Here is a 23,667-nt window from a genome sequence, read left to right as displayed (position 1 = left end):
TACAAAAAAAGCACCGGTTCAGGGGCTTGTAATGGTCCACCTGGCGGGATTGCCCGGCCTGACATCAACATGCGTAAAGCCGGAATACTGTCCCACTCCCGGAAAACCAAGTTCGCTGGCGGCAGCAGCAACCTCTCGCGGGGCAATGCCACCGACAACTATATCCGCCGCGTTGCCCGGCAGGTGCTGGCTTTGCTGCACGCCGCCAACGGCCCGGTTATGCGCCTCACAGCGGCAGCCGGAGGTGACAGTCACCGGGCGGCCGCCCAGACGTTCGCGCAGCTGCTCCAGCATTTCCACCAGGTAAAGGTTAACCCGAACCACTCCGCAACAGCGGCAGGCGAATTCTTGTTCCTTAAAGTGCGGGCTGAGGCGGTGGCCGGGCACGGGCCGGTGAGGCAGGAGCAATGCCAGTGCCTTTAATGTATTTGGCCCGGCTATGCCGTCCACCGCCAGCCAGCAAAATTGCTGCAGCTGAATAACCGCCCGACGGGTGCGCGGACCGTACACCCCGTCCGCCGGGCCGGGATTAAAGCCGGCCGCGGCCAACTGCCGCTGCAGTTCCTGCACCGGCGCGCCGCTATCGCCCGGGGCCGGCATCAGCTGCCGCCTTCCACAATCCGGCGCATTTGTTCCACATCCACCTCCGACTGCCTGGCCACCACCAGCGTCAGCAGTGTAATGGATTTTTGCAGCTCCTTAATCAGCGGCTCCAGCCTTACTAGAAGGAATCCCGCCACCACCATCGGAAAGCCGTAATTCGCAATCAGTTTCATCAGTTCTTCCATAACCGCATGGCACCTCACTTAATTTTTTTGGCAGCTGGACGGCCGGTACTCCACTGCCTGTGGAAAAAACCGGATATCCCGACCGGTTTTAAATTAGCACAAATGCTTACAGTGATCGAATAATTTTTTGGCCAAGATCCGCTCACTGTTTGTGACATGTTGCCAAATTTTATATTGACACGCTTGCATATCGTGATTACAATATTCTTAACGCTCACGTTTTGAAATAAAAGGAGGTAACAAAGTGACTAAGCCCAAATGGACTTTAGCGGAACTGCGGAAGCAACACGAGCCTGCCTTAACGCAAAGGGAGTTGGCCGCACGGCTGAATATCCCGGCCAGCACCATCGGCATGTATGAAATCGGGAAAAGGGTGCCCGGTTTACCAAATGCCAGAGCAATTGCCCGTTTCTTTGGCGTGGCAACAGACGATATTTTTTTTGGGCCTAGCGCTCACAGATCGCAAAATAAACCCTAAGGCCGGCAAAGATAAGCAACAGCCGGCAGTTTACAACCCGCCGCAAGAATGAAAATTTACCCAACCGCTATTAGCACCGTTAACTGACTGGTCAGTCAGTTAACGGTGCTAAAGAAAACGTACCCCGGGGTTTTCGCCCCCGGCAAAATTCAAAAACCATTACCGGCAGGTGAAAAGCATGGACAAGCCTCAGACTGATCATTTCACCAGGATATCCAACGAACTGCTGGAGGTTATTCTGACCTCCAACTTTACCAAGCGGCAGTTGAAAATAATTCTCCTGGTCATCCGCCTGAGCTGCGGGTGCAACCGGAAATACGCCGTCCTGAGCAAGGGTGATTTCAATGTGGCCGGTATCGATAAGAGCGACATCACCAGGGAACTCAACCTGCTGGTGCAGGCCCGGGTTCTGTTTACCGACGGGAAACGGGTTGGCCTGAATCAGGACTGCGGCCAGTGGCAGACCTTGCCACTGCGCAATGACGTCAGGGAAAAATTTAACAAAATCCTTTGCAGCAACCTCGGGGTTCAAGCAGTTGGTGTTTTACCAACCACGGATAACAATCCGGGCGGTAAAGCACAGTCTGAGTTGGTGAATTACCAACCACAAAGTTGGCAAAACACCAACCGGGAAGTTGGTAAAACACCAACCCGCCGGCGGCCGGAGGCCAACAACGGCAAGGGCCGGGAGGATACCGAAAGAAAACTTAAAGAAATATTAAAAAAAGAATATCATAACCCCTTATATTCCCCAAAGCAGGAAGAAGATCAAGCTGTAATTCCGTTACGGTACGGCATACGGAAGGAAGGTGTGAGGTCGTCGCCGGCTGTGGGAAAAGCCGCCGGCAGCTTAAAAGCGCCTGGAACCGGACCACCGGCCGGCAAAGCAGGCGAATACAACTCTGAATTTTTAGCGTTCTGGGCAGCCTATCCCCGGAAGGCAGAGCAAAAGCGGGCTTACCGGTGCTGGCTGGACAGGCTGAAAGAAGGCCTGAGTGCGGCCAAGCTGCTGCACTCGGCCCAAAATTACGCCGCCCACTGCCAAAAGCTCGGCACCGAGCCGCGCTATATCAAGTACGCAGCTAATTTTCTGGGCCCGGACCGGCCCTACGCTGAATGGGTCAGCCGGTCGGAGGACCGGCGGGAGCTGCGCCGGCGGGAACAAAAACGTCAGCTGTTAAAATCATTGTATCTGAATTAAATCAGCTTTTAAAAGTTAAATCAGTTGCAAAACGGGGTGAGAACATGGATTTGTTGATTAAAGTTGACATACGGCACGGGCAGGTGCTGAAAAACAACCTCCGGGTATTTTGGGACAGCCTTGCGGATAGCCGGGGCTGCGGCGACACAGGGCATCCCGTCTGTACCCCCACCGCCTGCCCCGCCTCCGGCGCGGCTGTCGGGGCACAATTATCGCCATGCTCCCTACCGGCTCAGGCGGATAATGCGCAGGCAGGCGAACTGCGGCAGAGGATCAGTGCCTTCAATGCCCGGCCCGGGCGCAAAACCAAACATGCCTGGAGCGAGGCCGAGCTGTTCCGGCTGGCGCTGCTGGTGGGGCGCCAGAAACAGAACTATGAGCAGGTCGCGGCCCGGCTGGCCAGAACCCCCAGAGCCTGCCAGTTTATGTTCCGGGAACTGCAAAAGGCCGGGGTGGTTTAAGCTGCCAAGATATTATTACAGCGGGAGGGATAATTAATGCGCCAAGCCGACTTTAAAGCGCAAATTAAAAAAATTGAAATTGTTAACAAAGTAGTGGGCAACAGGTGGGTCCAGTCCATCCGGGTGAATTTGGGCGATATTGAGCTGACTAATGAAAACCTGCTGGAGCTGCGCCAGTTTCATCCCAACGAACCGGTGTACGTGGTCATTAAGCCGGCGGAACTAAATTTACTGGACATGATGGACACCCAGGCGGGTGCCGCCGCCATGCTAGCTCCCACCGGAGATAAGGATCAAGCAGTTGATTGCCAAACACCGGACGAGGACCTGCTAACCTTTTCCGAAGCCGACGGGGACATCCCGCCGCCCGGGAAAGTGATCAAAGAATTTAAATTTTAATCAATAGCCGGGCAGGTATTTTACACAGATGGTGTTATTCAGCTAACGGGCAGGTTAATTTAAAAAGGGCCAAGTTTATAAATACGTCTGAGACAAAGGAGGTGTAAAATAAGTTGGACACTTCCTTTGTCTTATTTTATAATACAGATGTAAAATACTTTTTACACTTCGCCAATATGGTGGTGGCAAAATGAAAAACCGAATTAAGGAATACAGAGAAAAAAACAGTTTTTCGCAAGGGAAATTAGCAGAGTTATGTAATGTAAGCAGGCAAACGATTAACGCCATTGAAAACAATAAATATGATCCCAGTTTACAACTGGCCTTTGATATAGCGAAACATTTAGGAACTAATTTAGAGAATTTATTTATACCATCGAAAAACGGAGAAAAAAAGCATGGATAAATATAAAAAAATCCTTATTATTTTAACTTTTGCTGTTTTTTGTACACTTGCAGGAGTTACCATATACAGATGGGTGCGATTTGGAACTATAGATGGTGGTTCTATATTCTGCAGCTTTCTGGCTTTGTCGTATTTTTTTAATGCTCTTAATTGGGGCGACCATGAAGGGTCTTCCAAGAAAGACGAATTAGGTATGCATATTGTAGCACAGAGTGCCAAAATAAGTTACTTTGCGTTAATGATATTGTCAACTTTAATTCTATTTATCTCTGAAGGAAGGGGAAATTTAAATGATATTAAGAATTATCCTTTGCTGATTGTGGTCTGTCTTACATTTGTAACACTGCCGGTTGTAGAATTTATATATTCAAGGAAGTATAAATAATATTACCCAACCAAAACAGTGAAATTCTGTTCAACTAACGTACTAAATAGATAGCTATTATTTCTTACCGCTTTTTGATTTGGAAGAGTTCTTATTACGCTTGAAGGAGTGGAGCTTTAAGAATAATGAAACAAAACAGAGTCGAGACTACACTTTTTATGTTAATGTCAGTTGACGGCAAAATAAATAGCGGGGCAACCGACGAGTTGGACCCGGATAAAGATTGGAAACAGATAGCCGGAGACGGATTTCTCCGCAAGCCCCCGGCCTTGTGCCGCGGGGGGTGTTGAAACCATTCGGAGATTAAAGCTTCTTCCATCTTTTGGCACCAAAACTCTAATGTTCAATAATACTTAACTCAGTCATAGGGAAGTGTCGTACGTTTTTCGTAACTAAGGTAAGGGAATGTTCGATAGCAGTAGCGGCAATCAGGGTGTCAGATATGCTAAGGGTAATTCCCTTTTTCTGAAAATCCCGCCTATACAAACCTGCCCTTTTTGCTGTCCTATATTCAACAGGATAATAATTCATTGCTTCAACAAACTCTTCAACCTTGGACAGCTCTTCAGGGCGGATACCTGAAAAAATTTCCGCCACCACTATTGCGCATACACAAAGAGATCCTTCTTGTAACAATTGATCAAGGAAATCTATAGCCTCTTGCCGTCCCCGAAACAAATCTATAAGGATGGTTGTATCCAAAAGAAAGCCGTTATTATTCGCCAAAGAGATCTCTCCTCCTGGCTTCAGATTCTTCTCTCATCTTTCGCACCCAGTTCGAAGAGTCTTCCGATGTTTTTAGTTCAGGATAATCCTTCTCGTTAAAAATACCCGCCACATTACGAATAGCCTTACTTTGTTTTAACCTGTGTAGTTCTTTACGTGTAGCATCAATAATAAACTTACTTCTATTGCCATCACCAACATATTTACCTAGTTCAGTTAAAAGATCGGTAGGAAATCTAATAGGTGTCAGATTAGTTTTCATTATTTTTATCTGCTCCTGTATATACATAATTTTATATTTAGTATATACACAACTTAAATCTTTAGCAAGCGAAAAGATATGGTGAATATACTTGGGTATCAGTTTTTCTAATCCCCAACCTGTCCTCAATAAAACATATCAGAAAAAAGAAAGAACCATGGGGCATTAATAACAATTTACCAGAGTGAGTTCAACACCCGGGAAACTGTTTTTTCGCACTGACAATACCGGCAGGTTGATAAGTAGCCACTTTTACTGATGACATTGAGGCAAACGCCAAGCCGGCGATCATGTCTGGAATATGGTTCACCAGCAGAAGTGAAAGCGCGAATATCAAGCATGCCCTGGCTGGACCAAAGGCAAAAAGTTTGGAAATATTGTTTGCGAGTCAATCCATTGAATAGGATTCATCCAGACCGGACAATTCGCTGATAACCGGTTGACCGTCCGGGCGGCGATCATTAGTTTGAGAGAGGTTGGGAAGATGCGGTCTACATTCATAAGTTGCAATAAGCAGCCGCGAAGTTAGACGGTCAATTTAAAACGCCCTCGTTATCTTAAATTAAGAATAAGCGGGCGTTACAGCCTGATTATGGCGTAGTAGCTAAATTATATGCAGTTAAAAAAACTGCTTACAAAAACAGATTAAGGCGAACTTCATTAAGCATATCTCGTTAAACAGTAATAATTGACCCCTCAATACCCTTAGGTAAAAATGAGTAAACTAATCATAATCGTGATCTTCCAGGATAAACAGTTCATTAATAGTTGTGTTTAATTCACGTGCAACTTTTACGGCAAGTTTAAGAGAAGGATTATATTCACCTTTTTCAAGAAATACAATTGTTTCTCGTCTTACACCGACTTTTTGAGCCAACTGAGCTTGGGTAAGGCTAGACCGTGCTCGATATTCCTTTATTCTTGTTTTCATCTATTCAAGGCCTTTCCTCTTGCTTAATACTGCCCAGGATACAAAAAATGAAATTGCCATTCCAAGCAAACCAGCGGTAAGAATATCGTCTCGGTTTAGGTGTTTTTGAAAAGCTAGAAGTGCCAGCCATATATATATGGAGATGAAATATGAATAACTTGCAGCGTGCATCTTTATTTTTCTTGAACGCTCATCGTGTATTGGAAAACCTTCTTTCAAGTCACTAACTACTCTTTTTAATACATTGAACGAAATGATAATGAGTGATAATGCACCAGTAATGACCAGTAATGCGGAGATGATATTGCTGTTTCCAAGTAACCTTATTGCAACAATAGATAGGCCAAGAACAATAACAGAAAGCATTGATACCCATAGGACAAGAATTGTTTTTGACTTCATTATTAAATACCTCCTCTGGTGTTAGAAATATACAACTTATTGTTATAAATATATAACATCAAACTGGGTTTGTCAACTTCCATTATCGACCATCTACAATTTCCAAATTACAAACTACTCATATCTTATTGCACAGTACAACCAGAAAGCTAAACTATGTGACAGGAGTGATACGGATGAAGGTTAGAGTTATAGACCCAGATAGCCCATACTATGGACAAGAGTTTGAAGGCGGATGTGTTTATTACGATGTTTACCATACAGGAGATAGCCCGGATTTGTTTTTGATAAAAACTCCAGAAGGGGAAAAAATAATATTATCTACCAGTATTGATACCGAACATTACTGGAACCAAAGAAGGCAAGAGCAAATAGAAAGGCTTGGAGCAAATGTTGGTGACACTGTAATTATAACCAGATCAGGTGGGGGATGTTTTACAAGGGATTTCGATTGTTCAAAACCCCATAAAATCACCAAGATAGATTCCAGTGGTTATGTTGAGTTTGATGGTGGATTGGCAAAAACTTTTAGGCCAGATGTGATTCTTGTTGATGCGTAGTACGACCAAACTGTAACACAATTAGATTTTTAACTCCGTAAATATACGGAGATTTTTCTTTTACGGGGGGTGATGCAGTGGTAATGTAAGCTACAACCATAACCCGCAATATATTAAAATGGTGCGTTATAAAGATTGATCTTATTTCCTTAAAAAACGTGAACTTTTGGTCGATTATATGAGCAATCGGCGGAAATGGCTGTTGGCAATACCCTTTCTATGCTATCGCCTGATCCTTTTTGCTCATCTGGTTAGGGATTAACGATCTTTTTTTTCATAATAATACTTCAATGGCTGTTAACTGTAGCTTGGCTATAGCTGCAAAGCCAACTATTGCCTTGCCGCGTAGATCCATAACTCCGGCAAGATATAGCTATCCTTAATCTGCTTCAACGGAGGCGTTTAATTAGGGCTTGCTGAACAAATCCATTTTTAAATAAAAATGTCATAATGAGGGGTCTAAAAGACCAGATTATACCGAAACAAGCGCTATACGGTAATATAAACTCTTTCAGATAGAATTATTTTCCCAACTTGCTAAACATGTTCTGCTTCCAAAGTACAAGGTTTTTGCATTAATTGTTTCATTTTCCTTGCACTTAAATTTGATAAATATGCGCTCAAACCGTTGAGAGTATTGAATTTTTATTTCGTTCAGCAAGCCCTAATTATGGGAATTTTCCTAGGATAAGCGGATACACCTGAATGGAATCCAGCGCCGGGGTACATAATAGTATGAAATAAAGTTATGAAAGGAGTATATCTATTGGTTTCCCAAAAGCTATCGCAGGTTTTGGAGCATGAAGGTGTAGTAGCTATAGCTACTCTGGGTGAAGACGGACCGCATTTAGTGAACACGTGGAATAGCTATATCCAAATTACGACAGAAGGTAATTTATTGATTCCCGCCGGAGGTATGAACCAAACAGAAGCCAATGTGGTCAAGAACAATAAGGTGTTGGTTACGATGGGCAGCCGGGAGGTGGAAGGGCTTCGCGGGCCGGGGACAGGTTTTTTGATAAAGGGTACTGCGGCCTTTGTAAAATCGGGGCCGCAATTTGATACGGTCAAACAAAAATTTCCTTGGGCCAGGGCGGCCGTGGAGATCACAGTAGGCTCCGCCACTCAGACCCTATGAATGAGCGCTAAAACATGAACGTTTTCAATTTGGCGAGTATGAACTTGAGTTTTTGAGTTACCCCTCAGAGATGCATCTATGGGAGGGGTTGCTGGCATTGGAAACCTCCAGAAAAATAGTCTTCAGTAGTGATCTTTTTATTCGTATGGGGAAAATACAGGAGTTTGTGGTGAGGCCAATTGGTCGGACGAAGTACGGAGTATTTCTTTGGAACAAGTGCCTAACCCATCCGGGCGGGAAAAATTACAGCAAACTTTACTGAATCATTCTGTCTGCTTTGCAGCACTAGGCCACGGGCCCGTTCTTAAGCTCTCAAAATGATTTTTTGCTGGAAGCAAGGAAAAATGCAAGTGCTAGAAATTTTTAAGAGATCATGACAGGGAAATCACTATTTCAGAAGAGTTAGTGCCAGATAATACTTGATTGCAGCTTTTTATCGTATATTTAATCTTTTCTTAATCCCAAAATATTATTTTATTGTACAGTACAACCAAATTGTAAACCTATCTTGATCAGACCCCTAAATACAGTCCTCATAAGGTTGTCAACTGGGAATATTCATCCTCATACGGCATTTGGAGGATATACTCATCATGGGTTGTATTATCAGACGGTCCGGAAGGTTTTGAAGCAGGTATGTACTGCTGCTCGTTATAACCGGTTGGACCATTCCTTTATACATTGGCATAATTCCCACCCCTTCACGGCAGCGGCCCGATCGAAGCCTGACCGGAATTTCATGACCGGTCCTGCCGGCCGCAGTTTAACGTAAACTTTTCACCTTGTCACGCTGTTCATTTTCCAGCCGGAGCAGGGTCAGCAGATTCTCCTCAAAACTATTATCTGATTGCACATGCTTTTTGTAGTTCTCAAATACAGGCCATTTCAGTTTATGTGCCAGCCGGGTGATTTCGGGTTCGCATGTACTCTGACTCATTAACTTAACCTCGTATAAAAATTAGCGCAAAAAAGCGCTCTGTTTTCAGAGCGCTTCTTAAGCCATTTTATATTACGGTTACTTTTGTAATCCTTTTAGATTTCCAGTCATGATATCCGGCAAATGCTTTTGGATCTTTTCATAGGGCCAATCCCACCATTGTAACTGCTGTAGAGTATCAACAGTTTCTGGATTAAACCTTTTTCGGATTTCTTTAGCAGGAATCCCTCCTACAATTGTATACGGAGGGACGTCCTTGGTAACAACTGCTCTGGTTCCAATAATCGCACCATTACCAATATGCACGCCCTGCATAATGACAGCTTCGTAGCCGATCCAGACATCGTTGCCAATTATGATATCGCCTTTGTTATCCCATGCATCCGTAACATGATCCCAATCCAATCCCCATTCACTTGCAAAGATGGGAAACGGATAGGTCGAAAGGGATTTTAACGTATGATTAGCACTTGTGAAAATAAACTTGGCGCCACAAGCAATGGAGCAAAATTTACCAATTACCAGTTTTTCATGGTTCACAGGGTAATGATACAGAACATTATTCTTCTCAAATTGTGTAGGGTCGTTAACATAATCATTATAAAAGGTATAATCGCCCACAAAAATATTGGGATCTTTGATTACGTTTTTCAAATATACAGATTCATGGTCATTTCGTGGATATATTTTATTTCCCGGAACAGTCATTGTAATTCCCCTTATCTTTAAATCACTGCTGTTTGTCGACTATTCCGGCGATTACAATGCACAGTTTCAAAAAAAACCACCGCCTTATTGCAAAATATTGAATTTTAGTATAATACCAATTAAATAAATAGTAAAGGCTAAACCCCATCAGAGTTACTGCTCTCCTGGACACCGGCTTAAATGGAGGCAAATTATTCTATATCCATGCACAGTTTTTTGGGAACATTTGCATATTTTTACCGTCTTAATTACATAGATGAAAACAAAATAATATTTATCATGTTTTTCATTGGTGCACAGCGCCATACCGTATCAGTATTAAATCACACGGGGAGTGATGATATGGACAACCACCAAGTTCATTTTTCAATAACCAAATTCAAAGAAGTTTCCGGCGTTATGGTTCCTTTGAACTATAACCACTGGAAGCCGCTGATTCTTTACTTCGCAGCAAAATGCACCTCATTTCAGGTGAATTGCTGGATTTCCGATTTAGAAGCGATCGACAGCGTCAAGCCTTTTGCCAACCATGTGAATGTACAGGATAACAATAATAAAGATTTATCCCTGCCCTTCTCCGAAGCCTTAGCCGATTTGTTTCCCGGCTGGACTATCAACATTAGCCCGCCGGGCAGTTCCGTCATAGTTTCGCAAACAGGAGAAATTACAAATGAATTTATTAATACCTTAACTAACAATTGTTTTGATCAATACGGGCGGATAAAATGGTTTTCAATTAATTTCTGCCTCAACGGTAAAATAATTTTTTACGCCGAACATAACGGTACGGAGTTTCATGCCCTTGATGTAACAGATAATGATATTGCGTTTATCCGTTCTGTTTTACCCAAAGATGTTGTTTTTAGCGTTTCGGTTTAGTAATTTAATCTTATCTTAACTATGAAAGGAGCCTACCCATGAAAATAAGTAGAATTGCCGCCGCCTGTCTCTTCGCAGCGCTGGTGATAGCCCTGCCGGCAGCCCTGACCGGCTGTCAGCCTGCCAAGAACTCCCCCAGGCAGCAAGCAGATACACCACAGGTCTCATCATCAGCTGCAGACACTGTTTTTGCCCCATACAGCGAGATCCCCGTCAACGTTAAACCTTCGGTCAAGCCATACCTGGTTGAACCAAACCTGTCCAATGTAACCAACAAGGATCTTTTCAGCTTCTCACCAGCAGCCGGTAAACTTCTGGCCCAAAACGGGTTTGTAGTGGTGGCGTCCAAAGATCATCGCGAGTTCTTTCCGCTTTATGAAGTGAACCGCTACGCGGCAGTCCCAGTGCCAAACTTTGTCACCACCGATGCAATGCTGCACAACTACCATTTGTATTTCAGTCACCTGCTGCGCACACTGGAAAAGGACCGGCTGTGTTCCGAACTCCAAACGCTTACGGTGTCAATGCTGGCAGGAAGCGAACAGCAATACGGCGATCTAAAGGGAACGGCTTGGGAGAACGCAGCCAAACGTAACGTTGCCTTTTTCGCAGTAGCAACCAGAATGCTGGACCCCACCGCAGGTGTACCTTCCTACGTTCAGCGGGAGGTAGAACAGGAACTTCAGCTCATAGCAGAACACCGGGATACAATGCGACCATCACCGGTAATGAATATGGGGCAACCGGCTGACGATCCATTGGCTGTACTCAATGAGGACTACACCCAGTACATCCCCCGGGGCCACTACGCAACCTCCGATGACCTCCGTTCCTACTTTAAGACCATGATGTGGTACGGACGGATGACTTTCCGTGCTAATAATAACGATGAAACCAGATCGGCGGCCCTGATTACGCTGCTGCTCAACAGAGATAAAGATTTTGCAAGCTGGAACCGCATCTACGAGCCCACCAACTTCTTCGTTGGCAAAAGCGACGACCTGGGATTCTTACAGTATCGCGAACTGTTGGGAAAAATCTACGGGAATACTCCCACCCTCAACCAGCTGACGGGTGACAATAATAAATGGACCGCCTTTGAAGCAGCGGTCGACAAACTCCAGCCCCCGGCCATCAACTCAATTCCTGTCTTTGATGAAAATATCCAACCCGACCGGGAGCAGGCAATAAAAGGCTTCCGGTTGATGGGTCAGCGATTTACCATTGACGCTTCTATCTTCCAAAGGCTTGTTTACAGAGAAGTCGGGGAAAACAGCGCTGGAGAGCGGCGAATGCTGCCCAAAGGGCTGGACATTCCGGCGGCCATGGGCTCTGAAGCAGCATACGCTATTCTCGACAGCGCCGGTCAAACCGGCTACGCCAGATATCCGGAGAACATGCGCAAACTGCAAACCTATCTGGCTTCTTTGGACACCGCCACCTGGACCCAAAACCTTTACTGGTCCTGGCTGCATACGCTGGCGCCCCTGACGGAGCCGAAAAAACAGGGATATCCTTCGTTTATGACCAACCAGGCCTGGACCCGCAAACAGCTGGAGACCTATCTAGGAAGCTGGACCGAGCTCAAACACGACACCATCCTCTACGCCAAGCAGGTATATGCTGAAATGGGCGGTGGAGACGTGAACGACGACCGCGGATATGTTGAACCCAATCCCGTTGTCTTCGCCCGTCTGGCGTCCCTGACCCAAATGACCGCCGACGGGCTCGAAAGCCGGGGACTGCTGAACGAAAACGACAAAGAATCGCTGGAACGCATGGAGGAACTGGCCCTCAAGCTAAAAGTCATTGCCGAAAAGGAACTGGTCAATCAACCGCTGACTGATGAGGAATATGACCTCATCCGCGGCTTCGGCGGAGATCTGGAGCACTTCTGGCTGGAAGCCCTGCGGGACGAGGGAGTGGACCATAGATCCGCTGTTGCTCAAAACCCGGCCAGCCTGATCGCCGACGTCGCCACCAACCCGGCGGGTGAAGTACTGGAGGAAGGTACAGGCTATGTCAGCGAGATCTACGCCGTTGTCCCTGTTGACGGCAAACTGCGCATCGCCAAAGGCGGCGTTTACTCCTACTACGAATTTCCGTGGCCGGCGCAGGATCGCCTGACCGACCAGAAATGGCGGTCAATGCTTGATGAGGGGCAGGCTCCGGAGCAGCCCGCCTGGGTGAAATCATACGCGGTGCCTCAGTAATGAGCAGGACCTGCAAAATATTGGTCTGTGCGGCAGTTTTTGTCATCCTTGCCTCACTGCCCGGCAGCAAAATCACGGCGTCCCGGACTTTAAGCGCTGACCTCAACGAAAACGGGACGCCGGAACATTATCTGCTTGCCGGTCACCGCCTTACCGTCCGGGAAAATGATACGGTGCTCTGGCAATCGCCCCCCGCATGGCGTATAACTGACTTTGCGCTGGGAGACGCCGACAATGACGGCACCGTCAACCTGTTGTTATCTCTGTGGAAAAAAGGAAGTTTCGGCCCGGTCAAGCCCTTCTGGATTGATGGCGAAGACCAAAGCTACAAAAACCACCTCTTTGTCTACCGGCTGCATGGCAATACTATGCAGCCGGGGTGGTGTTCCTCCGACCTCGACCGCCCGATCGTCTCCTTCACGGTTCGGGATATCAACGGTGACGGCATGAACGAACTGGTAGTGCAAGAGGGACATTACCGCCGGACTGCGAGTGGAATTTATACCGTGGACAAAAATAAGCCTACCGGCACTGCCTTTTTAAAATGGAACGAATGGGGTTTCGCGGTCCTGCGGGGTCAGGATGATTCTATTTGATCCAAGAACACGGGTTAAAATTATCATTAATCAAACCGTCTATAATGATTAAAAAATCAAGATGAAGGGCGCTTGTTATGAAAAAACTGCGGTTAAGGATTTGGCCGCGAGGATTCCCTACGCAGCAAGAGGGTCAGCATGTATGTTTTTCTTCCGGCTCAAACATCCGGCTTGCCGGAGTTTTACAGCAACCTTGACGCCGCCAATTGGACCCAATGGCTGCCCCGGTTTGAGGAAACAACAGTACAGCACGGTTTTGAAATATAATGGAATTAAAGCAGAATAGAAATATCTTTAACCTTGAATTATACTAAGGAGGCTAAATTGTTGAGTGCATTGTTGGTTTTAGGTGTTCTTGTAGTGATAGCTGGCATAAGTATATCTGAGTAAAATTATGATTATTTTTAGTGAATGGGTAACATTTCTATCATTGCCGGAGTGACAAAAAAAAGTGACACTCCTTGAGCATACAGGAGTGTCACTTTTTTTATATGAGTCCCGACTTTTGGAGAAGCCTCCTCACCATCACAGCCACCTCCGCCCTGGATATGTTGTCCTTGGGCGCTATCCCGGTGCTGCTATTGCCTGATACCACACCTGTCTTTATGCACTCCGCAATGCCGCTCCGCGCATATTCTGCTAAAACTTCCCTGTCTTCATAGCCCGACAGCAGCTTTTCTTCTTCTCCTGCCGCAAGCTCTGCTTTTAACCCCGTTATTTTCATGGCTCTTGCTATCATGGTCATGGCCTGCTCACGGGTTATCTTGTCCGCCGGGCCGAAGCTGCCGTTCGCGTACCCGGATATTATGCCGTATTCTGCTGCGGTTTTGATGTAACCGCTGTACCAATCGCTGCTTTTTACGTCGTCAAATCCGCTTGCTCCGCTGCCGGCTTTCAGCCCCAGGGCTTTTACCATGATTGCCGCAAATTCCGCCCTGGTGACGTCCTTGTCCGGTGCGAAGTTTTCTCCGCCTATCCCGTTTATCACCAGCCTTGAGCCCATGTCGTTTACGACTTCTTTTGCCCAGTGGTTTTCTACATCCTTGAATTCTTTGGGGTTATATATAACCGTGTAGGTGCTGTTTGTAAGGCTGTTTATTTTAGCGTAATATTTGCCGTCTATGCTTATTATTTGCGTCGGTACGTGTGTGAGGGTGCCGTCAGCGTTCAATACTACTGCCGTGGTTATTTTTAACGGGTCTACTCCTTCTGGTATTGCTATGGTCCTTTCTACGTAGGCTTTAAATTTTGACACTTCAACCGTCTTGTCACCGTTCGTACAGATTATTTCAAATTCTACGGGGTTTACTACTATCTGGTAGCTGTTTTTGTCTGCCGTGTCTGTCACTATTTTTACCGTATCTGCCGGTGGTGCGGCTATAATCACGTGTATCGCTATGTCTTTAAGCGCTGCCTGGGCTCCTATCTGCTCCGAGACGCTGTCTATGTCTATCTCAGACGCAGGCAGGGTATAGCTTATTGTATCCGTTTTTACTACCAGTACGGCTGCTTTTGCTTCCATGTTTTTTATGGTCTGTCCGCTGAGGACTCCCTCTGCTATGTCTGTTGTGCTGCTTATGGGTATTTCTACTGTCGTGTTGTTTCCTTTGGCTTCCAGCAGTGCTTCTATTTTGTCGTCGTCCACTGTTACTATTGTGACTGTCCGGCTGCCTTCGGTTGTGGTGGTGGTTGTCCCGGCGTTATATTCTTCGCCGTTTACTACTACTTTTGTTGTTGTCTTATCCGTGGTTGTGCTGCTATTACTGCCACCGCTGCCACCGCCGCCACCGCTTGATGAGTGGTGGCTTGCCGCTGCCCTTGTTGCTGTTATGGTGTAGGTTTTTGTGGTGGTCCCGTCCCGTGCTGTAACTTCGACCGATATTATGTTGTTTGAACCTACTTCCAGGTCTATTGTTGCCGCATATTCTCCGTATACCGCACCGGTTACCGTCGGAGTTTCTCCGTTTATTTTAAGGGTAGCGCTTGTGTCGTATACGCAGGCCGTTACAGTCATGCTGTCCTTCAAGTTGCCCACGCTTACGGTATATTCGGTTTCGCTTGCCGAGAAGCCGGGGCTCAGGGTTCCGGGGCTAACGTACAGAAAGGACAGGTCCGCTGCTGCGGAAGCGGTGTTAAGAACCCACTTGGCGTACAGCGTAGTGTCGGCACTGATGATAAAGGTGCCGCTGCCTGCGGCGTAGGTGGTACCGCTGCCGTTGGCCGCCGTGTTCCATCCCGTGAAGGTATAGCCAGTTTTCGTCAGGCCGCCGCCGTTGCCCGCTACCGTCACCGTGTCGCCGCTGTTGTAGCTAGTGCGGTCTATCGGCACGCTGCCGGAGCTGCTGCCATTGCCGTTATAGGTCACGGTATAAGTCGCCGCCGTGGTGACAAGGGTTATTGTGTCGCTTATGGTGGCGCTTGTTTCGTTACCGGCTGCATCTTTATATTTTGCGTATACTGTTTTTATCCCGTCCCCGCTGCTTAAGGTAAAGCTCTTGCTGGTTGAGTACGCCTCATAGCTTGCGCCGCTGAAGCCGCTGTCCTCGCTCACCATCATCTCGCTCGCCCCTGTTGCCGACAGGGTGAGCGTTACGGAAGTGCTAGTGGTGTAATCGGCCCCGCTATTGATGCTGATGCTGCCACCTGTCGGTGCCGTGGTGTCAAAGGTATAAGTTTGGCCGCTTGTGTAGCCTGTTGCTAGGGCATTTCCTGCGTCGTCTGTTATTCCCGTACCCGAGCTGTTCAGGTCCAGACGCAGGGTCCCGTCTCCCGTAATACCGCTTACGGTTACGTCTATTGTTGTGCCGCTTCCCGCAGATACTGCTGCTATTATGCCGTGTGCGGTCCCTGTTTCGGTCAGTGTGAAGTCGCTTGTGTCCACTCCTGTTACAGCCTCCGAGAAGGTCACCCTGTAGGTTACGCTTGTTGCGTTGGTCGATTCGCCCGCGGGACTGTTTCTGTCGATGCTGCTTACTGTAGGTGCTGTTATATCGGCTGTGGTGAAATTCCAGGCGCTGCTGCTGCTTATCCCCGCATAGCTGTTGCCGGCTGTGTCGCTAAATGCCGTGGCATCTATTACCACATAATATCCGGTTTCTCCATCCAGTGTAGTTGCCGGATCTACCGTTATCGCGCTGGTATCGCTTCCCGTCACTTTTCCTCCGGTAACATCGATAGTTTCTACCATGCTGTCGTCGGAGGTCTTCTTTATGGTAATGTTTCCTGTACCCACCACCACATTTTCACTGAAGTTAATCACCAGGTTGTCATTTACTCCCACGTTGGTCGCATTATCCGACGGGCTGAGGCTGCTTGCCGCCGGTGCGGTCCCATCTACAGCCAATGTCCCGGTATAAGTTGCGGTCCTTATGCCCTTTCCGTTATCTGCGGTAACTTGAATGTTTGTATAATCTCCATCAGTAATGCCCAGTGAAGCAATATCCCATGATAGATTCCATGCAGCACCGCTTGCAATGGTTGTTGATTGAGTTATACCGCTAATGGCTGCGGAAACTGTAACCGGCAGGCCATCCGGGTCGGATGCGGTTCCGGACATAGTAATAGTTTGAGTGCCATTGTATGTATGGTTTGCAGTTGAATTCGCAATCGAAATATCAGGAAGGTTGCATAGCTCAACATCTATCCCGTCAAAATCAACATAGGAATTACCATCAGGCGCATATGCAATAAGCATTACACGGATTGTCCTTGCTCCAGAAGGAACAGGCACATGCTGGACTTGCACCAACTCCCAATTTGAGAGGTCATTTGTATCCCGTGAACTGCGGTAGGGCCCGACTGCAATTTCACTTCCGGATCCATCCAAGAATTTAATTTGAATGGTTCCTCCGTCGCCGGGAAGGTATTTGAAAATATATGCTTGTGCATTTAAACCGATATTTCCGGCGTCTATATCGGAGAACAGACTTCCTGTTGTGTCGGTAAGGACTATATCTTGATACAGGCATCCGGTTTTATTCGTAGTGGAATTATCCCAGAAGTCAAAGAACTCATTATCACCAATCGCGCCTGAATCGAACGGGGATACAGGGGCATATCCAGCAGTACCGCCAAGATCAGATAATTGACTCCAGTGGTCAACATAGCTTCCACTTGTATCTTTATTCCAAATACCCCAATTATCTCCGTCGCCATTAGTGACCAAATTGCTGGATAAACCGGTCGCATACGAAGATGTTGCCAAGCAAAACAACATACCAATAGTAAGTGCCGTTAATAATATAATTCTCTTCATAAAATATCCTCCGCAAAACTTTGTAAAAAACCATATAAAACCTGCAGGTGTATTGCAGGTTTTATATCCAAGAGAATTACTGTGCCGCCCTGGTAATTGTTATTTCATATGTTTTGGAATCGACACCTGTTTCGGAACTGCATACAACAGTTACAAGGTTTGTTGACACTTGCAGGTTGATGGGTTGAGAAGGCTGTCCACTTTGCACGGAAATTCCATTTACCGTAATATTTCCTCCATTTTCAGCCGTTGCCTGTATCTGTACGGAAGCCACCGAGTTGGCTACATTTGATGTGTATGCGTAAGTAGCCCTATCGAAGGCAGGCGTCAGTCCACCGCCCCTTATTCCTACAATCAGCAGCCCCGATAGATAGCAATCGCTTGCCCGTGTCGGTGTGATGGTGTATGTCCGGCTGTCAGCACCCTGCTTGGATGTAACTACAATGGTAATAGCCGCATTATTTCCTATGTTCGGCATGGCTATCGGACCGAACGGCACGCCGCTTGTGGCAGGAGAGCCGTTTACCGTGATGGCTGCCGCCGGATCCTCTGCTGTTGGTGTTACATAAACCTGGGTGCCGTCATATTGAATATTTGCATTATAAGTCAATGTATTTTTTTCAAATGGAGTTGCCAGCGACCCCTTATCAAAGGTAATATTCGTCAGATACGGACTGCTGGCCCGGGTAACTGCCACGGTATAGGTCTGCACAGGTACGCCCGGCGAGGTTAACTGCACTGTCACGGTATTTGCTCCCACATTCAGGCTTATTGGAGCAGAGGGCTGACCGGAAGTTGTTGTCACGCCGTTTACGGTCATGGTGGAGGCTGTTCCACCCGAAGTGGCCGTTACCGTTATGCTGGTCACATCATATCCGACACTTGCAGTATAGTTATATACGGTGCTGTTAAAGGCAGGATTCAGTGTGCCGCTGCTCAGTGTCAGGTTGGTAAGGAACGGCACCGGTGCTTCGTATATCTCAAGCTCCTCTATGGAAGCAAGGCCTTTGTTGGCGTTCAGGCCGCTTGTTACAGACACCCTGTAATACCTGAAACTTACAATTGCCGTGGTCCTGTCGGTAGTGCTTTGCGTGTTGCCGGTTACGGTATCTATATCCATCCAGCTTACACTGTCATTGCTGCCCTGGAGCTTGTAGTCCCTGTTGGCATAGTTCTGTGACGGTGTAAAGCCGCCGACGCACATGTGTTTTACCACCCAGCGGTTTACAAATTTCTGCGAACCCATATCCACCATCAGCCAGCCCGGGTAAGCAGTGCTGACGCTGTTGCACACCCATCTGTTAAGCGGGGCCGTAAAGCCGTCAACTGCTTTGTTGGGGCTAAAGGGAAGCACATAGCTGCTGGCAGTCGCAATTTTACTTAAAGCGATATTTCCCATAATCACTATCCTTTCCGTTTGCTCTCCCGCACCTTCTTATCCTATTTATACAAAGTGCGGGACCGCAAGCTAAATTAATCCCTCGTTGGGTAAATGCCTGACGTGCACATATAATAGTTCATACCGGGTACCGGCTCCGCGCCTATGAGGTTTGGAACTGCAAAAGTGGTCGTTCCGTTGCCTCCGAATTTATTACCTATCAGAGAAAAAAGAGCTGTGTTCTGCTGGATGTTGAGAAGTGTCCCGTCACACTTTATCCACCCCATGGGTGTGAAGGAATATGGGAATGATACGATTTGACCTATAAAATAATCCATGTCATTGACCTCCTAATACTTTAATTAAATGATTAATTTCTGGAAGGGTACATACCCTGAATGCAGATATAATAACGCATTCCATAAGGGCATTTATCTTCCGGGATGTTCGGCAGCATGAAAGTTGTCGTGCCGTTTCCCCCGAAGGTTGTGCCAATGAGTGAGTAAAGCGCTTGGTTTTGGCTGATGCCCAAAATCTGTCCTGCGCATTCCATCCAGTGTGCCGGCGCAAAGCCATAGGGGAAAAGCTCGAGATCACCAAGTAATGGATCCATAAAAGCACCTCCTTCCCCCCATATACTTTGTTAACATGTTCCTTTCATTCCTTGGCACTGCTCATTATTGAGCTGTTCTGGAATTTTACTGTCTGCCCTGCCAATGCCGCCTGTACATTCATTGTAGTTATTCCAACAAGGGGATAATACATTTCAGTCAGTATATCAATGCAACCCTTAGACAACCTATTGCCACTATTAAATATTTTTATGGTAGCATACAATTAGGAAACCTCGCATCGTACCAAAGTACGTCACATGCAGGTTATGCATGTATCTTACCAGTAGTATCGCTATGAATTTTATCAACGACATGTCAGGTCATTTCAGCAGGCCTGTTTCACGGACCAGCTTCACACATTGGGCGCGGTTTTTTACTCCCAGCTTGCTGTATATATTCCCTGTGTGGCAGGTACTCGACATTGCCTTCTCTGATAAGCAGGTTAACCTCAACCAAAGTGCATACCGTCCGGCTATAGCTGTTCCAACCGGGACTGGAAGCATATTGATTATCATCCTTTAACGTTTTCATTCTTTTAATCCATTGCCGCGACAAATCATACCGGCCGGTTTCCGCATAATACAGCGCATAAATAACAGCTATCTTGAAGCTGTTATCCTTAAACTCGACCGGCAGGCGTTCTATCCACGACAGCAGCATACCGAAATCGTTTCTGTTGATCAAATGATCAATCCGGTGTTCTATCATTTCAAGGGCTTCCCGGTATGAGCCGCCGCGCAGCAAGTGTTCAATGGCATCCGGCATGAAGCCGTGCTCCCGGAACCAGCGTGCAGCCTTAATATGCAGATCTGCAATTTCCTCCGGGACAGTTTCGGAAAGGAGCCTGTAAAGAAGGCTTTTAAATAGAGGATGATATTTGTACTCCCGGTTTTGCTCATCCAAAGTAATAAGGAAACCGCTTCCTTCATTGATTTCATTCAACATACGGCGTCCATTGTCTTCTTCAGTAACGGCATTGCACAAAGCTTCTGAAAGCATATCCAAAATACAGGTTTTCATGGCAAAAGCCCTTTTTTCCGGCGGCCAAGTGCTGATCACCTCATCTAGGAGATATTGTTCTATATCACGGCTTGACCGGGTAAGGGAGGCAATAACATCATTGCCTCCCCCGGCATCCTCCATGGACATAGCGACCGCAACCAGGGCTGCAGCCCATCCTTCAGTATAGGTCTCCACCTTTTTCACATCATCGTTTTCAAGAGTATAACCCCTTGCCTGATAAAAAAGGAAAATCTCTTCCTTTCCAAAGCGCAAATCTTTTTCCTCCAGCCCCTGTGCCTGCCACTTGATTCTATGCCTGGCCAGTTCAAGCTCCGGCCCCATCCGGCTGATAAAAATCAGGTGCATTTTTGCGGGTAGATAGTCAATCAGGTAGGACAGCCCTTGCAAAATAGAAGAATCGGTAATCAAATGAAGATCATCCAGCACAAGCAGGAAGTCGGATTGAACCCCTGACAGCCGGTCGATGAGAATGTTGATATGTATATTTGCTTTCAACAGCTCCAGAGAGGAAAAAACATATTCCGTGTCTTTACTAAGACCGTCGGAAATGCCATCTAGTGCAGTACATACGTATCGCCAGAACACCACGGGGTTATTGTCGTAGGAATCCACCGACACCCACGCCGCAGACAAACCGCATTTCTCCAGCCAGTCAAGAACGGCCGTAGTCTTGCCATAGCCCGCAGGAGCTGTTACTAAAGTAAGTTTGCAAATCAATGAATTATCCAATCTTTGATGCAAGCGCCGGCGGGAAATCAAATACTGATTAATTCCCGGCTTACTATATTTAGTTCCAATCAATCCTGTTTTGTATGCTATTTCTGCCATAATTGACGCCGCACCTCACTTCTTACATTCTTTTCTATATATATTATAATATCGGCTCTACAATAAAAATTTTTAATGCCTCGATCGATATAAATTTACAATAATTAGAGCAACTTAGGGATTCACTATCGCTGGTCATTCAGCCATTTTTGTTGGCTTCCCACTTCTCATACTTTCGACAAAAGTACGCATGTTTCCACATGTGTCGAGACGTTAAAAGGAATATAAAGTTATGCAAGATAAACTATATCAAATCCATGGAAAAGAGGTAATGAAAAAGACTTCCGTTTTGTGGAAGTCTCATTGAATAGTGCTCGTAACCTTTTCCGCCTGCAGCAGCGGCGGTATTATCAATTTCATCATGAAATCCAATGGCAGCTTTTACAGAATCCTGATCGCGCCTGTGAGTCGCAGCACCAGCGACCGGCCAAGAAAGCGCCTAAAAGCTCGACCTTGCCCGGGGGGCGGAACCGGATGGGCTCGGAAGCGGCATCATCCAATTCCTTCAACAGGGGGGCTGTTTCTTGCGGCATTATCAACTCCAAACCAGAGCCTTGCCAACGAGGTCGACCAGGCCTTTAACTTCCACACCCAGCTCATGCTCCTCCACCATGGGATAAAGCTGAGCTTTACAAATGGAGCATGGCGCGCAAAGGATACCGTTGCCGTCTTTACCCACCCCTGTGGCCCGCACCTGTTCGGCCTTTTTCTTGCTAAGCAGAATCCGGCGCTGGTACATTTCCGGATCGTCAAACAGGATACCTGAACCACCGCCACAGCAAAAGTTATCCATACCATGGGGCGTCATTTCCCTGAAGTCGGTGGTCACCGCATGCATAATGACGCGCATGTTTTCATTTAAGCCGCAGGCCCGCACGTAGTTGCATGGGTCGTGCAGTGTCACGGGCGTTGAGTTTTTGGACGGGTCAAGTTTTAATTCTTTGTTACGGATCATTGCGGCAATTTCGTCATGGATATGAGTGATGGGCCATATTACCGGCCTGTCCGCCAAAGAGGGGATGTACATCTTAGCCGCCCGCCAACCGTGACCGCATTCTCCCCAGACGATCTTTTTCACACCCAGCTCCTGGGCCGCATTTAGCAGGCGCATAACATTATGCCGCTGCGTGTAATACTGGTCAAACAATAGACCGAAATTGCCGGCCTCGGTAACAGCGCTGGGAATGGTCCAGTTGGCACCAATATAGTTAAAGTACATGCCTGCGCCCATTAAAGTATAGTGATTGAGCATAAAATCCGCTGACGAGGGGATATACATGATGTCGGATGCAGGCTTATCGACTGGAAAATCTACTTCCACACCAAATTCGTCCATGATTTCCTCGGACATAAATTCCAGAGTGTCAACAATGCCGGGTTTGGGGAAATTTGTATGGTTACCGACCCTTTCCATAGCTGCGCCAACGCTGGCGTGCAGTTTGGGGGTAATACCCAGCCAATGCAGCAGCTGGCGGCCGATAAAGGTTACCTCGCAGGTGTCAATGCCGAATGGGCAAACATGTGCGCAGCGCCGGCACTGGCTGCACTGGTAAAAGTAGGAGTACCATTGTTCAATAACATCCAGACTGATATCCTCCGCCCCCACCAGTTTGCCGAACCAACGACCCTCCAGGGTAAAGTAGCGTCTATAAATTTTTCGGATTAGTTCCGCCCGGTTGGTTGGGATATTATTGTGGTCCCCGGTGCCAAGATAGGTATGGCAGTTTTCGGCACATTGACCGCACTTAGTGCAGGACTCCATGGCGAAAACGAACGAACGAAACTTTTTGCGAATTTGATCCAGTAATTCCAGTGCTTTTTGTGGTTTTTCCTCTTCAGGCACCGGTTCAATATGGATTTTTCGCATTTCATCCGGTGTAGCCCTAACCGGTTGTACCATTCCTTTATACATTGGCATAATTTTCACCTCTTCACGGCAGCGACCTGGCCGAAGCCTGACCGGAATTTCATGACCGGTCTTGCCGGCTGCAGTTTAACGTAAAATTTCAGTTGTGATTTGATTTTCTTCAATTGAAAATTAAAAATCTTGATGGCCGTCTTTTTGGTTAAAATAATAGTCTGAATTGAGAAAAAAATCT

Annotated in this window: 28 protein-coding genes; 13 read left to right on the top strand and 15 right to left on the bottom strand. The window is 46.8% G+C overall.

The window, feature by feature from the left end; all coding sequences use genetic code 11:
• Positions 1 to 18 precede the first annotated feature (18 nt).
• Both BM056_RS02765 and BM056_RS02760 read right to left on the bottom strand, forming a co-directional pair.
• Positions 19 to 600 (bottom strand): D-Ala-D-Ala carboxypeptidase family metallohydrolase, encoded by a 582-nt coding sequence (locus BM056_RS02765; protein WP_092468527.1) that lies wholly within the window; start codon positions 598 to 600, stop codon positions 19 to 21.
• Positions 600 to 806, bottom strand: coding sequence for a YvrJ family protein (locus tag BM056_RS02760; RefSeq protein WP_435050947.1), 207 nt, complete (start codon positions 804 to 806; stop codon positions 600 to 602). Before BM056_RS02760 ends, BM056_RS02765 begins: the two co-directional genes overlap by 1 nt.
• Positions 807 to 1,032: 226 nt before the next feature.
• Between BM056_RS02760 and BM056_RS02755 the strand changes: the two genes are divergently transcribed.
• From BM056_RS02755 to BM056_RS26595, 7 genes are all read left to right on the top strand, one after another.
• Positions 1,033 to 1,266, top strand: a complete 234-nt coding sequence (locus BM056_RS02755) for a helix-turn-helix transcriptional regulator (RefSeq protein WP_114319265.1) — start codon at positions 1,033 to 1,035, stop codon at positions 1,264 to 1,266.
• Positions 1,267 to 1,444: 178 nt separating this feature from the next.
• Positions 1,445 to 2,467: a replication protein gene (locus BM056_RS02750; protein WP_092468523.1), complete on the top strand. Its 1,023-nt coding sequence runs from the start codon at positions 1,445 to 1,447 to the stop codon at positions 2,465 to 2,467.
• A gap of 44 nt (positions 2,468 to 2,511) precedes the next feature.
• On the top strand, positions 2,512 to 2,928 hold the full coding sequence (locus BM056_RS02745; RefSeq protein ID WP_092468521.1) for a hypothetical protein: 417 nt from the start codon (positions 2,512 to 2,514) through the stop codon (positions 2,926 to 2,928).
• A 36-nt stretch (positions 2,929 to 2,964) separates the two neighbouring features.
• Positions 2,965 to 3,327: a hypothetical protein gene (locus BM056_RS02740; protein WP_092468520.1), complete on the top strand. Its 363-nt coding sequence runs from the start codon at positions 2,965 to 2,967 to the stop codon at positions 3,325 to 3,327.
• 190 nt (positions 3,328 to 3,517) lie between these two features.
• Positions 3,518 to 3,733, top strand: a complete 216-nt coding sequence (locus tag BM056_RS02735) for a helix-turn-helix transcriptional regulator (RefSeq protein ID WP_092468519.1) — start codon at positions 3,518 to 3,520, stop codon at positions 3,731 to 3,733.
• Complete coding sequence (locus BM056_RS02730; protein WP_092468517.1) at positions 3,726 to 4,118, top strand: hypothetical protein; 393 nt, start codon at positions 3,726 to 3,728, stop codon at positions 4,116 to 4,118. The genes BM056_RS02735 and BM056_RS02730 overlap by 8 nt, the downstream gene beginning before the upstream one ends.
• A gap of 125 nt (positions 4,119 to 4,243) precedes the next feature.
• Complete coding sequence (locus BM056_RS26595; RefSeq protein WP_207648118.1) at positions 4,244 to 4,408, top strand: hypothetical protein; 165 nt, start codon at positions 4,244 to 4,246, stop codon at positions 4,406 to 4,408.
• Positions 4,409 to 4,454: 46 nt separating this feature from the next.
• Here the strand turns inward: BM056_RS26595 and BM056_RS02725 are convergent, their stop codons facing one another.
• The 4 genes from BM056_RS02725 to BM056_RS02710 form a co-directional block, all read right to left on the bottom strand.
• Complete coding sequence (locus BM056_RS02725; protein ID WP_092468516.1) at positions 4,455 to 4,844, bottom strand: type II toxin-antitoxin system VapC family toxin; 390 nt, start codon at positions 4,842 to 4,844, stop codon at positions 4,455 to 4,457.
• Positions 4,834 to 5,106 carry a YlcI/YnfO family protein gene (locus BM056_RS02720; RefSeq protein WP_238456277.1) on the bottom strand — a complete coding sequence of 91 codons (273 nt, stop codon included), beginning with the start codon at positions 5,104 to 5,106 and terminating at the stop codon, positions 4,834 to 4,836. The genes BM056_RS02725 and BM056_RS02720 overlap by 11 nt, the downstream gene beginning before the upstream one ends.
• A gap of 724 nt (positions 5,107 to 5,830) precedes the next feature.
• On the bottom strand, positions 5,831 to 6,037 hold the full coding sequence (locus tag BM056_RS02715) for a helix-turn-helix transcriptional regulator (protein ID WP_092468514.1): 207 nt from the start codon (positions 6,035 to 6,037) through the stop codon (positions 5,831 to 5,833).
• The gene (locus BM056_RS02710; RefSeq protein WP_092468511.1) at positions 6,038 to 6,439 is read right to left on the bottom strand and encodes a hypothetical protein; all 402 of its coding nucleotides are present in this window, start codon (positions 6,437 to 6,439) and stop codon (positions 6,038 to 6,040) included.
• Between the two features lie 176 nt (positions 6,440 to 6,615).
• Here BM056_RS02710 and BM056_RS02705 point away from each other — a divergent pair, with 176 nt between their 5' ends.
• Together BM056_RS02705 and BM056_RS02700 are read left to right on the top strand one after the other, a co-directional pair.
• The gene (locus tag BM056_RS02705; protein ID WP_092468509.1) at positions 6,616 to 6,999 is read left to right on the top strand and encodes a hypothetical protein; all 384 of its coding nucleotides are present in this window, start codon (positions 6,616 to 6,618) and stop codon (positions 6,997 to 6,999) included.
• A 748-nt stretch (positions 7,000 to 7,747) separates the two neighbouring features.
• Entirely contained in the window at positions 7,748 to 8,137 is a 390-nt protein-coding gene (locus tag BM056_RS02700; RefSeq protein WP_337833481.1) for a pyridoxamine 5'-phosphate oxidase family protein, read from the top strand.
• Between the two features lie 763 nt (positions 8,138 to 8,900).
• Here BM056_RS02700 and BM056_RS25995 read toward each other — a convergent pair.
• Both BM056_RS25995 and BM056_RS02695 read right to left on the bottom strand, forming a co-directional pair.
• The gene (locus BM056_RS25995; RefSeq protein ID WP_165613339.1) at positions 8,901 to 9,074 is read right to left on the bottom strand and encodes a hypothetical protein; all 174 of its coding nucleotides are present in this window, start codon (positions 9,072 to 9,074) and stop codon (positions 8,901 to 8,903) included.
• A gap of 78 nt (positions 9,075 to 9,152) precedes the next feature.
• Complete coding sequence (locus tag BM056_RS02695; protein WP_092468505.1) at positions 9,153 to 9,782, bottom strand: CatB-related O-acetyltransferase; 630 nt, start codon at positions 9,780 to 9,782, stop codon at positions 9,153 to 9,155.
• A 342-nt stretch (positions 9,783 to 10,124) separates the two neighbouring features.
• Here BM056_RS02695 and BM056_RS02690 point away from each other — a divergent pair, with 342 nt between their 5' ends.
• The 4 genes from BM056_RS02690 (at position 10,125) to BM056_RS27130 (ending at position 13,737) form a co-directional block, all read left to right on the top strand.
• Complete coding sequence (locus tag BM056_RS02690; RefSeq protein WP_131820710.1) at positions 10,125 to 10,661, top strand: hypothetical protein; 537 nt, start codon at positions 10,125 to 10,127, stop codon at positions 10,659 to 10,661.
• Positions 10,662 to 10,699: 38 nt separating this feature from the next.
• Entirely contained in the window at positions 10,700 to 12,874 is a 2,175-nt protein-coding gene (locus tag BM056_RS02685; RefSeq protein WP_092468501.1) for a DUF3160 domain-containing protein, read from the top strand.
• Positions 12,874 to 13,470, top strand: coding sequence for a hypothetical protein (locus BM056_RS02680; RefSeq protein ID WP_092468499.1), 597 nt, complete (start codon positions 12,874 to 12,876; stop codon positions 13,468 to 13,470). The genes BM056_RS02685 and BM056_RS02680 overlap by 1 nt, the downstream gene beginning before the upstream one ends.
• A 138-nt stretch (positions 13,471 to 13,608) precedes the next feature.
• Positions 13,609 to 13,737, top strand: coding sequence for a hypothetical protein (locus BM056_RS27130; protein WP_274377506.1), 129 nt, complete (start codon positions 13,609 to 13,611; stop codon positions 13,735 to 13,737).
• A 220-nt stretch (positions 13,738 to 13,957) separates the two neighbouring features.
• Here the strand turns inward: BM056_RS27130 and BM056_RS02675 are convergent, their stop codons facing one another.
• The 7 genes from BM056_RS02675 to BM056_RS02645 all read right to left on the bottom strand — a co-directional run bounded on the left by BM056_RS02675 (position 13,958) and on the right by BM056_RS02645 (position 23,486).
• Positions 13,958 to 17,725, bottom strand: a complete 3,768-nt coding sequence (locus BM056_RS02675; RefSeq protein WP_092468498.1) for an S-layer homology domain-containing protein — start codon at positions 17,723 to 17,725, stop codon at positions 13,958 to 13,960.
• A gap of 76 nt (positions 17,726 to 17,801) precedes the next feature.
• The gene (locus tag BM056_RS02670; RefSeq protein WP_092468496.1) at positions 17,802 to 19,124 is read right to left on the bottom strand and encodes a cadherin-like beta sandwich domain-containing protein; all 1,323 of its coding nucleotides are present in this window, start codon (positions 19,122 to 19,124) and stop codon (positions 17,802 to 17,804) included.
• Positions 19,125 to 19,198: 74 nt separating this feature from the next.
• The gene (locus BM056_RS02665; protein WP_092468495.1) at positions 19,199 to 19,441 is read right to left on the bottom strand and encodes a phage tail protein; all 243 of its coding nucleotides are present in this window, start codon (positions 19,439 to 19,441) and stop codon (positions 19,199 to 19,201) included.
• 32 nt (positions 19,442 to 19,473) lie between these two features.
• Positions 19,474 to 19,716 carry a tail fiber protein gene (locus tag BM056_RS02660; RefSeq protein WP_092468493.1) on the bottom strand — a complete coding sequence of 81 codons (243 nt, stop codon included), beginning with the start codon at positions 19,714 to 19,716 and terminating at the stop codon, positions 19,474 to 19,476.
• Positions 19,717 to 20,056: 340 nt separating this feature from the next.
• On the bottom strand, positions 20,057 to 21,541 hold the full coding sequence (locus BM056_RS02650; RefSeq protein ID WP_131820709.1) for a winged helix-turn-helix domain-containing protein: 1,485 nt from the start codon (positions 21,539 to 21,541) through the stop codon (positions 20,057 to 20,059).
• Positions 21,542 to 21,927: 386 nt separating this feature from the next.
• Entirely contained in the window at positions 21,928 to 22,101 is a 174-nt protein-coding gene (locus tag BM056_RS26520) for a hypothetical protein (protein ID WP_174549929.1), read from the bottom strand.
• A 2-nt stretch (positions 22,102 to 22,103) separates the two neighbouring features.
• Positions 22,104 to 23,486, bottom strand: coding sequence for a (Fe-S)-binding protein (locus tag BM056_RS02645; RefSeq protein WP_092468487.1), 1,383 nt, complete (start codon positions 23,484 to 23,486; stop codon positions 22,104 to 22,106).
• Positions 23,487 to 23,667: the final 181 nt, after the last annotated feature.

The organism is Desulfotruncus arcticus DSM 17038 (assembly GCF_900113335.1).
Lineage (GTDB): Bacteria > Bacillota > Desulfotomaculia > Desulfotomaculales > Desulfallaceae > Desulfotruncus > Desulfotruncus arcticus.
Note: the sequence above shows the minus strand (reverse complement) of the source record. Positions and strands in the feature narration are given on the sequence as shown.

Coding starts and splice junctions, on each gene's coding strand:
- BM056_RS02765 (WP_092468527.1), bottom strand. CDS start 600: ATGCCGGCCCCGGGCGATAGCGGCGCGCCGGTGCAGGAACTGCAGCGG.
- BM056_RS02660 (WP_092468493.1), bottom strand. CDS start 19,716: ATGGATCCATTACTTGGTGATCTCGAGCTTTTCCCCTATGGCTTTGCG.
- BM056_RS02700 (WP_337833481.1), top strand. CDS start 7,748: ATGAAAGGAGTATATCTATTGGTTTCCCAAAAGCTATCGCAGGTTTTG.
- BM056_RS02675 (WP_092468498.1), bottom strand. CDS start 17,725: ATGAAGAGAATTATATTATTAACGGCACTTACTATTGGTATGTTGTTT.
- BM056_RS02695 (WP_092468505.1), bottom strand. CDS start 9,782: ATGACTGTTCCGGGAAATAAAATATATCCACGAAATGACCATGAATCT.
- BM056_RS02715 (WP_092468514.1), bottom strand. CDS start 6,037: ATGAAAACAAGAATAAAGGAATATCGAGCACGGTCTAGCCTTACCCAA.
- BM056_RS02645 (WP_092468487.1), bottom strand. CDS start 23,486: ATGCCAATGTATAAAGGAATGGTACAACCGGTTAGGGCTACACCGGAT.
- BM056_RS27130 (WP_274377506.1), top strand. CDS start 13,609: ATGTATGTTTTTCTTCCGGCTCAAACATCCGGCTTGCCGGAGTTTTAC.
- BM056_RS26595 (WP_207648118.1), top strand. CDS start 4,244: ATGAAACAAAACAGAGTCGAGACTACACTTTTTATGTTAATGTCAGTT.
- BM056_RS02665 (WP_092468495.1), bottom strand. CDS start 19,441: ATGGATTATTTTATAGGTCAAATCGTATCATTCCCATATTCCTTCACA.
- BM056_RS02750 (WP_092468523.1), top strand. CDS start 1,445: ATGGACAAGCCTCAGACTGATCATTTCACCAGGATATCCAACGAACTG.
- BM056_RS25995 (WP_165613339.1), bottom strand. CDS start 9,074: ATGAGTCAGAGTACATGCGAACCCGAAATCACCCGGCTGGCACATAAA.
- BM056_RS02720 (WP_238456277.1), bottom strand. CDS start 5,106: ATGAAAACTAATCTGACACCTATTAGATTTCCTACCGATCTTTTAACT.
- BM056_RS02735 (WP_092468519.1), top strand. CDS start 3,518: ATGAAAAACCGAATTAAGGAATACAGAGAAAAAAACAGTTTTTCGCAA.
- BM056_RS02710 (WP_092468511.1), bottom strand. CDS start 6,439: ATGAAGTCAAAAACAATTCTTGTCCTATGGGTATCAATGCTTTCTGTT.
- BM056_RS02670 (WP_092468496.1), bottom strand. CDS start 19,124: ATGGGAAATATCGCTTTAAGTAAAATTGCGACTGCCAGCAGCTATGTG.
- BM056_RS02730 (WP_092468517.1), top strand. CDS start 3,726: ATGGATAAATATAAAAAAATCCTTATTATTTTAACTTTTGCTGTTTTT.
- BM056_RS02705 (WP_092468509.1), top strand. CDS start 6,616: ATGAAGGTTAGAGTTATAGACCCAGATAGCCCATACTATGGACAAGAG.
- BM056_RS02740 (WP_092468520.1), top strand. CDS start 2,965: ATGCGCCAAGCCGACTTTAAAGCGCAAATTAAAAAAATTGAAATTGTT.
- BM056_RS02690 (WP_131820710.1), top strand. CDS start 10,125: ATGGACAACCACCAAGTTCATTTTTCAATAACCAAATTCAAAGAAGTT.
- BM056_RS02685 (WP_092468501.1), top strand. CDS start 10,700: ATGAAAATAAGTAGAATTGCCGCCGCCTGTCTCTTCGCAGCGCTGGTG.
- BM056_RS02745 (WP_092468521.1), top strand. CDS start 2,512: ATGGATTTGTTGATTAAAGTTGACATACGGCACGGGCAGGTGCTGAAA.
- BM056_RS02680 (WP_092468499.1), top strand. CDS start 12,874: ATGAGCAGGACCTGCAAAATATTGGTCTGTGCGGCAGTTTTTGTCATC.
- BM056_RS26520 (WP_174549929.1), bottom strand. CDS start 22,101: ATGCCGCAAGAAACAGCCCCCCTGTTGAAGGAATTGGATGATGCCGCT.